This window comes from Parashewanella curva (assembly GCF_003675895.1).
GTDB lineage: Bacteria > Pseudomonadota > Gammaproteobacteria > Enterobacterales > Shewanellaceae > Parashewanella > Parashewanella curva.
Genome location: NZ_ML014857.1, coordinates 1 through 9377 on the forward strand (window position 1 = coordinate 1; position 9377 = coordinate 9377).

The window sequence follows — 9377 nt, forward strand, 5'->3', positions numbered from 1 at the left end:
TTGACTAAATATTTGGTCAGCATGACATACTGGGAAGATCGGTCAAATGATCATTGAGGATCAAGTAAAATGGTGAATCAACCGTTGCTATTTTAAGCAGATTGAGTCAGATGGGCTGAATAGTTACTAAAATTTTTAATGAAAACTTAGAAAGTCATACTCATGTTCGTGGCGTTCCATTGGAATTTGCTGAATTATTATATTGTTACCACAACACAAATAGCGAGCAAACCATCACTTCCATTATTACAGGGTATCACGGAGAAGACATCCTAAAAGATGGGATGATAGAATTTCTTAAAAATGAATTTGGATTAGAATTCGTCGAGTATAAGATCAATAAAGGAATACTTATATTGAGTAAGTCTAAGAATTAACAGGACACAAGCTATCTCATTATGGGGCATTTTCGAGTCAGGTTACGTTTAGAGCTGACTCGGCAATGGACATAACTCAGCTTGGGAAGTCATTTTCTCAATCCAAAATATGTCAAACTTCACTTCAATTCACTCTTTCGTTTGTAACGATATTTGTGCCTTTATGCTTAACTGTGTACCCATTAATTGCTTTCGACAATCAACTCCTAAGCTTCCAATGCTTAACGATTCTTAATCGCGCGGTTGCCCTGTAAATGTACATCCATTTGTGGGAATGGAATACTAATGCCAGCATTATCAAATTTTAGCTTTATTGTTTCCAGTAGGTCAGAGCGAACGGTCCAGTAATCGTCAGCATTGACCCACGGCCTGACGATAAAATTAACGCTAGAATCAGCAAGTTCGGAAACGGCAACTTTACATTCAGGATCTTTTAAAATCCTGGCATCATAACTGATAATATCAACCAGCATTTCTTTAGCTTTAAGTAAATCACTGTCGTAGCTAATACCAATGACTAAATCAATTCTCCGAGTGCTCTCTCGTGAATAATTCACAATCGGCGAGCCCCAAATTTGTGAATTAGGTATGAGCACAATTTTGTTGTCAGGGGTATTTAACTCGGTATAAAACAATTCGATTTTTCTGATTGTTCCAGCCTTACCTGCGGCTTCAATATAGTGCCCTGCCTTGAAAGGACGTAATACGGATATCAACACACCTGAGGCTAAATTTGCTAACGAGTTTTTAAGCGCCAAAGCAATTGCTAAACCTGATGCACCAATGACCGCGATAAAAGTCGATGTCTGAACACCTAAATTGGCGAGTGCTGTGATAAAACTTAAAACAATAATAGTCGCAAAAATAATATCAGCTAAAAACATGCTGATAGCGACATCTATACCTTTTTTTTCGTTGTATTTAATGACTTTCTTTTTCAAAAATTTTGCTAGCTTATAACCAATAAAAAGTATAAAGATTGCAGCTAGAATTTCTGTACCGAAATCCCAAATCATATGTGAGTTGGTATCAAACCAAGTTAGTAGCTTTTCCATATTCACCTCATTAACCTTATTCTTTATCGAAGCTATCCACTACAATCGCCCCCATAGATGCTGGCATAGTTATGACAATGATTCGCTTAACTGCGACCCATGTTTCGGATAAAAGTGGTAGTTTGTTGATGCAAAACAGTACTAAAGCAACGACGAGAAAAGTGATGATATAAGCGAGTACTATTCTGAGAACAAATAGTGAAACTCGAGATTCAACATTATTTTGAAATACGCTCTGATAAGTGTAAACACTTAAAAAACCAATTGAGATCAGGAATAATAAACTGAGGTTGAGTGCAGGCAAAGTTTCACTTAACTTCCAAGCTTCTTCTGAAAACGAAATTGGTACCGCTAACGCAAAAGCGCCAACACAGATTTGTATCAAATCTTCACTGTTAAATGTGTTTCCCATGTTTGCCTTAACTTAATTTAACTTTTTGTTTTAGTACTTTCTACAATTTGATACCACAGTAACATAAAATCGTCGATGAGTTTTTGTTCAATGTTTAAAGCCTCATGCGTAGGGCAAAAGATGGTTATGGTGATCTGGTTTTTACCAAGTTCAGATGTTGATAGTCTTACACTGGCTTCTGGGCCGAAAATACTTATTCCAAGTCGGTGCTGAAGTAAATTATTGTATCGCTCTGCGACGTCTTTAAACGGAAGGCAATACTCATTCGCTTTGAGTAAAATGGCCTCTTTGAGCTGCACGAAGTTAACCGATTCGGGTTCTCTAGTGATAATGAAAGAGTGGGCAACATAACGCTTTATAAAGTTTAGATTGGTAACAGAGCTAATGAGAAACTTGTTGTTAGGTAAAATGAGGGTTTCACCCGTATATTCGTAAGACTTATTCGAAACTTCGATTTCCAGTAGCGCTGTCGAAAGCCAATCACTTCGAACAACTTCGCCATAATGATCACCCACCTTAATCCAATCACCAATGGAAAATGCTCGTGTTGTGGCAATATAAACCGCACCAAGCAGACATTGAATGTATTCTCTTGTCGCCATAACTAAAGCCACAACAAAAGCGGCAACCGATAAAGCCAAAAATCTTAATTCAGACAACCAAATTAAAATGATCCCAAGAGTTATAGTAAAGGTTGCTATCTTATTGGCGCTATTGATTAATCGCTTTGGAAAATGATCTTCATTTGTGGGTTTGCGTTTCAATATGAAAACAATTAACCATCTCAAGCATATGATAATGGCGACATAAGCAATGGATAAGAGAACTTTGCTTTGCGTGAGGTAATCAAAAATGATGTGATAATACATATTGCTCTATCTGTGATTGATGGTGAATCGCTTAAATCCACTTATCCAAAGCGGCGCTAACATTAATGAGACTGCAATAACACAGAGCGCTAGTTGGTAGGATTCGTCATTAATAATTTGTGCTTGAAGACCTAGTGCCGCAAGTACAAAACTGAATTCTCCAATTTGGGATAGCAGCGCACCTGCATACAAGCTTGCTTTCCAGTTGAAATTGGCAAATTTTAAGATACCCGCATTAATGATGGTATTGGTGATGAAGGCCGCTAAAACTAGCAGTAAAACTTGTGGAATATGTGAGGAAAAGTAATTAAGGTTCAATAACATTCCAACCGATAAGAAAAAGAAAGCAAGAAAGAGCACTTTGAACGATTCCAGTGTTTTGGTTACCCACTCAGACTCCTTTGCAGAGCCTACCAATACTCCTCCAACAAACGCACCTAAAGCCGTAGAAAGTTCAAATGCCGCTGTGATTAACGCCATACCAAAGCAAATGATCAAAGCAATAAACAGTTGCAGTTCATGATCTTTTTTGATCCATGACGAATAAGGAAGTTTGATTTGCTCTTTTTTAACGATAACCAACATTAACAATGCAATAATGATTGAACCGACTAGCTGCAACTGCCAGTGAGAAGCTGTCGTTTCGGCGGTATTGAGTAAACCAATAATGATGATCATTGGAATAATAGCAAGATCTTGAGCTAACAGAATGCCCAAAACACCTTGTCCAATGTTGCTGTTTATTTCACCTGAATCTTGTAATATTTTAATTAAGACAGCTGTGCTACTTAGGCTGATGACAAATCCTATCAACACCACTCTTGGCAGTGCCCAATCGAACACTTTTCCAAGAAACCAAACCGCGACAATACTCAGCAAAATTTGAAATAAGGTGCCAAAAATAATGATTTTCCATTGCCTCATTAATTTGTGAATATCGGTTTCCATTCCAACATAGAAAAGCAATAAAATGACCCCCATTGAACCGAGGCGATTTATCAAGTCAACATCATTAACGATCTTCAGGCCAAATGGTCCAACAATGACCCCTGCCAATAGGTAAGAAACAACATGAGGCTGTTGCAGCAACCGCATAAGAGTTCCAATTAGCAGTACGATTAGAATTAAAGCAACGGTTGGAGCTAGAGCAGGATCGAGATGCATGACTACCTCTTATTTTGGTTATTTGATCCATTTCCAAAGTCTAAATAATGCCAGTTCAAGTAATGCGATGAAACAAAGAAAGCCGCACAATATCCAAAAACCATCGCTACCAGTTTGTAATGGTATGCCACTAACATTCATTCCTAGTAGGCTGGCGATAAAGGTTAAAGGCAGAAAAACAGTAGACACTAATGACATAAGAAACAAAATTTTATTGTGTGTTTCTTCACGTTTTTGCATTATCGCATCTTGCAAGATCTGAAGCCTTTCACGTATTTCAGTTAGAGCCTCAATGTCTCTGTGGGTTGCATTATTGAGTTCACGCCATGATGACGTCATGGTTTGATCTTCATTCTTTCGATGGGAATTGAAATATTGAGCCAATTTTAAGAAAACGTCAGCTTGGGATAGTAAAAAGCGCTGAATGTGGGAAATTTGCTTTCTAATTTTTAAAATATTGTTAAGTTCAATACTCTCATTATCATCCCACATATCGTGTAAGCAATGGGCTTTTTCATCCATTTCGACAATCTTGTTGGTTATGCGGTTACTAGATAATTCACATAAATTATAGAAAAAATCTGCCGAGGTAATATCTCTAACGCTTAATCGTTCAAGTTGATGAAAAAAGTCAATTTGATACTGAGATAAAGAAACAATCTGCTCGCGTGATACAAAGCAGCGTATCGAAACCATGGAAAAAGTATCATCAGCTTCTGTATATATGGTTCGTAAAATACAGATAAGTTCACCATTCTTGGTAAATAGAACTCTTGGTCGTGTTAACTCATCACAAAGCGCACTTATTTCTTCTTCAGATAAGTCCAAGTTCGTCTTTAGCCAGCTTTGAGTATCTAATTCTGCTTGGCTTAAGTGGTGCCAATTGAAAGGAGTTGTTACTGGATTAGTGTCTGGCTCTTCCATACAAGAAATGACTTATTGAACGTTTTATCATCATACCTTATTTAAAAGTTCATAGATAAGCTTGCTCTCAACACCTTTATTGAATTAAGCCTCTAGCATGTTTAGGTCAAAATCTTGCCAGAAGATGGTGGCAAGGGTTTGAACAAAATCAGTGAGTGTAAATGCACTGTCGTATTGTGCTAACTGCCAATAAACTGATACCTCTGGACCACAATAACTAACTTTAATACCAACGTAGCATATATTCGTCGATAAGTTTCTGTTCAAATTTTGATGCTTGATGGGGCAACATATCTATTTTGAAGTCAGTCATGTAGAATAATATTTTTGATAAGAGGATGTTATGAAGTCATTTTTTGATAAATTTTCAACCTTTTCATATGGTTTTGTCGCTTTATCACTTTTTACGACAGCACTCGTTATAATCTTTTGGGCTCTATACTCGACATATATTGGTGTCATATCCATAAGTACATCTTCAGACGTGTTCGTCTACACCATGCTTCAATCTGTTAGTTCTATCATTATTTCTATTGCGATAATCGATGTCGCTAAATATCTTGTTGAAGAAGAGGTTTATAGAAATAAAGAGTTGAGAAAGCCAAAAGAAGCAAGAGAAACAATCACTAAAATAATGGTGATAATTGCTATTGCTGTCAGTATGGAAGGCCTCGTTTATATTTTTAAAGCAGGTACTAAAGATGTTAGTTTGCTTATTTATCCTTCATTTTTAATTTTGTGTTCTGTCTTTGTAATTATTGGTCTTGGTATCTACCAAAAATTAAGCGCAACAATAGAATCGCATACTGAAAGTTAATAATTTCGACATTTTTCATGATATTTAAGGTCAATAATGAATAACCATGTAAAAGTAGGACTCGCACTAGGTTCTGGTGCAGCTAGAGGATGGGCACATATTGGTGTTATTAAAGAACTTAAAAACCTTGGAATTAAACCTGATGTAATAGCAGGAAGCTCTATTGGTGCTTTCGTAGGTGCAGCCAACGCTACAGGGCATTTAAATGAGCTTGAACAATGGGTAACCGCTTTGAATTGGAAAGAACTGCTTTCTTTCGTTGATATCAACCTATCAGGGGGATTATTACAAGGTAATAAACTTATTAATTTCTTTGAAGACCTCGGCATAGCTTCCGATATTGAAGATTTAGATTGTAAATATGGTGCAGTGGCTACAGAGTTTGGAACGGGTCAAGAAGTATGGCTTCGTGAAGGCTCAATTCTTGACGCCATTAGAGCATCATGTACTTTTCCAAGTTTGTTTAACCCGTTATACCATAATGATAAATGGCTGCTTGATGGAGGTTTAGTCAACCCTGTTCCTATTTCTCTATGCCGAGCGTTAGGTGCAGACGTTGTGATAGCAGTAGATCTAAATACTCAATTGGTAGGTAGACATGCGATTTTCGAAACTACTAAACAAGAAGAGACTGTCAAGGTAGGTGAAGTAGGAAAACTAGAACAAGTTAAAAATTGGATAATTCCAGGCTCCAATAGAGGCAGTGGTATTCACCCAAGTATATTGGAAGTTGTTACGGCCTCTATCAATATCATGCAAGATAGAATTACTCGAAGCAGAATGGCTGGAGATCCACCTGATATTTTACTGTCGCCACGAGTCTCCGAAATTGGCATGTTTGACTTTAGTCATGCAGAGCAAACAATTGAAGAGGGTGCTACAGTGACTAGAGAAGCAGCTAAGAGACTACTGGATATTTGCCAGTAAACGTAGTGGTTTACCCTTCCGAGCTCTGGATTAATTTGTAGTTGAACCTTAGGGCACCCCTAGATATCTTAAATGTTTATTGTTTAGAATTCAGACTTATTCCAAGAGATTGAGAAATTAGACTGACTGCGAAGCCTGCAAAGGCTATTTTATCTGTTGGGCCTCTGATGAATACAGAACAAAAGTAAGATAACACTAACATAATGCTCATGATCACTTACAAGTCATTCCAGATCAAACTTTAAAGTGTTCGAACTGTTTGGAGTTTTTACACTAACTCATAATGGGGCAAAACCAATTAATAAACTATTGCACACAATCTTGCAGGCTACGATGACTTCCCATTGCAAAGTTGTTATTCCTCGTTGGTGAAAAAGTAAGCGCAGCATGGACGCTGCGCTAGCTTCTGGGGGGCATGGATGCACCATCAGCAGTGTTAGGTATTTTTTATCATAAGAGGAATAACGTTTAACTTTACTGGGCGGCACGGAGAGATCCAAGAGAGGGGTTGCTGGTGACCCCTTTCTTGGTCGGGTTTGGGCTGAAAGCCCAAGGTGTTAGTCGTGTGCAACACTAAGACTTTAGCTAAAAAGGCACTTGAAGCCTGATTACAACCTTCAGGCATGACGACTTAGTAGCAAAGAAACAGTTTTATAAAGGGTTATCAACCCAATAAATGCGATAAATCAGAACCAACAGGAATCGCAATTTCTTGTTGGTCACCACAGAATAAGTAAGCCTCTTTATCACCTAATAAACTCAACTTATCACTTTGTCGAAATAGGGCTGTGCCTTCGGCAATACCAACAACAGGCGTGTGTGGGTCGACCATAGTGAATTCTAATAAACGCTGGGCACGTGTTTCACCGTTATGTCCCGGTGCTTGGTAGTTGGTATAGTGTGGATTAAGTTGAAATGGTACTAACCCTAGAGCATTAAAAGAGGGTGGCTCAACGATTGGCATATCATTAGTGGTTCGAATGCTTAAACCTGTGATGTTAGAACCCGCACTCCAACCAATGTAAGGTTTACCTTGATTAACCTTGTCTTTGATGAGTTGCAAAATATCTAAACGGTATAACTCATTTAATAGATGGAAGGTGTTGCCACCACCAACCTTAATGCCATCGGCTTGTTCAATCGCTTTTTTGGGATCAGCATGATTATGAATGCTCGACACTTCGATATTAAGCTCCTCTAATGCAGCAACCACAATATCGGTATAGGTATCGTAATTAATGCTTACTGGTGATTCGAGCATAAGTTGACATTTTATGGGCATAAGCTGTCATTCAACGCTCATAACATGTCACATTAACAAAACTAAAAGAAAGCCAACCACGTCAACCTTCATCAACATGGTTGCTCATTACTCATATCAAGCAGGAATCCGATTCTTATTTCAAGATATAAAAAGCTGGTGTGTCCCTAACAAGGTTTTGCCCCAATTCTTTTCAAGATCGAGTGCTATAGAAGTAAATACTTATTGTTTAGGCTAATTATTCCTGATTGAAATTATTTTGAATACCCAGCACATATTTAATAGCTTCCGTCGCACCGCTCTTATTATAGATATTGGTTGAATTTGTCTCGTCAGGAAAGTAGACGGAAAAATATTTTCTGGAATGATACAGAATAGACTGGAAGTCAATCCAATCCCAAGGCTTTTCTGTCCACTGACCATTTATGCAACTAGTAGGAAAGCCTACTGAAACACCGTCGGCCAACGCTGAAATAATCAAGTACCTTTCGTTTGTTGTATTACATTGCTTTGTATCAGTATAAGTGAAGGAGCAATTCTGATGGTTAATGTCGCAAGTAAGAAACAGAGCATGCTTTGAAATTTTGATAGGTACAGAGGTTGCAGTTAAGTGAAGTCCATCTGATAACACTTCCCAGTCACCAAAAAATTTGATTGGTGACTTCGCCATAGCTGGTAAAGACAATGCGGCAAACAATAATAGTGATTTCATTAAAAATCCCTCATCTTAGGTTATGTGGTTTTCAACTATGAATTAGCCATATGCCATCATGTATTATTTTTTGAAGATAGGACTCATGGTTTCGCTTGAGTTAATCATAATCTCCACATGCTTAAAAAAAACTTACATTTTCACATTTTAAGTTAACCATTATGAAGTGAAGAAGAGTGACTGTTATTCATTAGAAGAACAATATCAATAACTAAAAATGATGCCTCCCAGAAATAGTGAGTACTAGATTTGGTGATTATAATGTCTCTGTATCCTGAGAATGTTGTATTCATATTATCCACGGAAATAACAAAAAAAACTGAAAAGTTCAATTACCATCCTGTTAACCACTCCCCCAATTACTTGATCAAATCGCAGCATTTAGAGTCCCTGAACTAGCTCATTTCTGTCCAATAACGTGTTTCGTTCGGTATGATCTTTAGTGCGACATGAAGTCGTGTTGATCGCTGTTCTCCGATCTAAGAGAGAACCATCTGTATCACCAGATGAACCTAAGGTTCTGAATAAAGAAGCGAACCTGACAACGTAACGAAGTCTAATTGACGGGAAACGAATCGTGAGAGGACGTTCCTCCTGATAACCACAGAATCGGGTAAGTGCTAGGTAATCAGTATGACGAATGTAAGTGAATCCATGCAGGTGCGTTATCGTACGAGCAGCGGAAGTGGTTTATACGCTGTAGCCAAAAGGCATTGAGAGTTGGAAAAGAGTTTGGGTGTAGGTCTTTTAAACAGACGCAGTTATCAACATCCGTATAACCTCTGTTTGGATTGCTTTTTGTGATATTCCCAATATTTTTCGAGATCACCACTCGACCTTAACGACCTTAGTTTTAATA

8 protein-coding genes and 1 pseudogene are annotated in these 9377 nt (G+C 37.8%); 2 read left to right on the plus strand and 7 right to left on the minus strand.

The genetic code is table 11. The features are described from left to right. Positions 1-598: 598 nt before the first annotated feature. From D5018_RS19490 to D5018_RS19510, 5 genes are all read right to left on the minus strand, one after another. Positions 599-1432 carry a mechanosensitive ion channel family protein gene (locus D5018_RS19490; RefSeq protein ID WP_121840658.1) on the minus strand — a complete coding sequence of 278 codons (834 nt, stop codon included), beginning with the start codon at positions 1430-1432 and terminating at the stop codon, positions 599-601. A gap of 16 nt (positions 1433-1448) precedes the next feature. Continuing rightward, the gene (locus D5018_RS19495; protein ID WP_121840659.1) at positions 1449-1844 is read right to left on the minus strand and encodes a DUF2391 family protein; all 396 of its coding nucleotides are present in this window, start codon (positions 1842-1844) and stop codon (positions 1449-1451) included. A 17-nt stretch (positions 1845-1861) separates the two neighbouring features. Beyond that, positions 1862-2608, minus strand: coding sequence for a mechanosensitive ion channel domain-containing protein (locus tag D5018_RS19500; protein WP_165905120.1), 747 nt, complete (start codon positions 2606-2608; stop codon positions 1862-1864). Positions 2609-2719: 111 nt separating this feature from the next. Continuing rightward, the gene (locus D5018_RS19505) at positions 2720-3877 is read right to left on the minus strand and encodes a cation:proton antiporter (protein WP_121840661.1); all 1158 of its coding nucleotides are present in this window, start codon (positions 3875-3877) and stop codon (positions 2720-2722) included. Positions 3878-3895: 18 nt separating this feature from the next. Continuing rightward, entirely contained in the window at positions 3896-4801 is a 906-nt protein-coding gene (locus tag D5018_RS19510) for a CorA family divalent cation transporter (RefSeq protein ID WP_121840662.1), read from the minus strand. Between the two features lie 343 nt (positions 4802-5144). Between D5018_RS19510 and D5018_RS19515 the strand changes: the two genes are divergently transcribed. After that, positions 5145-5618 carry a hypothetical protein gene (locus D5018_RS19515; RefSeq protein WP_121840663.1) on the plus strand — a complete coding sequence of 158 codons (474 nt, stop codon included), beginning with the start codon at positions 5145-5147 and terminating at the stop codon, positions 5616-5618. Positions 5619-5654: 36 nt separating this feature from the next. After that, on the plus strand, positions 5655-6545 hold the full coding sequence (gene rssA, locus D5018_RS19520) for a patatin-like phospholipase RssA (protein ID WP_121840664.1): 891 nt from the start codon (positions 5655-5657) through the stop codon (positions 6543-6545). A gap of 664 nt (positions 6546-7209) precedes the next feature. Here rssA and pepE read toward each other — a convergent pair. Together pepE and D5018_RS19530 are read right to left on the minus strand one after the other, a co-directional pair. Further along, a pseudogene (gene pepE / locus D5018_RS19525) lies at positions 7210-7791 on the minus strand (dipeptidase PepE); the annotation flags it as partial. Between the two features lie 253 nt (positions 7792-8044). After that, on the minus strand, positions 8045-8518 hold the full coding sequence (locus D5018_RS19530; RefSeq protein WP_121840666.1) for a hypothetical protein: 474 nt from the start codon (positions 8516-8518) through the stop codon (positions 8045-8047). Positions 8519-9377: the final 859 nt, after the last annotated feature.

Bases quoted from the DNA above. Each gene is read 5' to 3' on its own strand.
- D5018_RS19490 (WP_121840658.1), bottom strand. From the start codon at position 1,432: ATGGAAAAGCTACTAACTTGGTTTGATACCAACTCACATATGATTTGG.
- D5018_RS19495 (WP_121840659.1), bottom strand. From the start codon at position 1,844: ATGGGAAACACATTTAACAGTGAAGATTTGATACAAATCTGTGTTGGC.
- D5018_RS19505 (WP_121840661.1), bottom strand. From the start codon at position 3,877: ATGCATCTCGATCCTGCTCTAGCTCCAACCGTTGCTTTAATTCTAATC.
- D5018_RS19510 (WP_121840662.1), bottom strand. From the start codon at position 4,801: ATGGAAGAGCCAGACACTAATCCAGTAACAACTCCTTTCAATTGGCAC.
- D5018_RS19515 (WP_121840663.1), top strand. From the start codon at position 5,145: ATGAAGTCATTTTTTGATAAATTTTCAACCTTTTCATATGGTTTTGTC.
- rssA (WP_121840664.1), top strand. From the start codon at position 5,655: ATGAATAACCATGTAAAAGTAGGACTCGCACTAGGTTCTGGTGCAGCT.
- D5018_RS19530 (WP_121840666.1), bottom strand. From the start codon at position 8,518: ATGAAATCACTATTATTGTTTGCCGCATTGTCTTTACCAGCTATGGCG.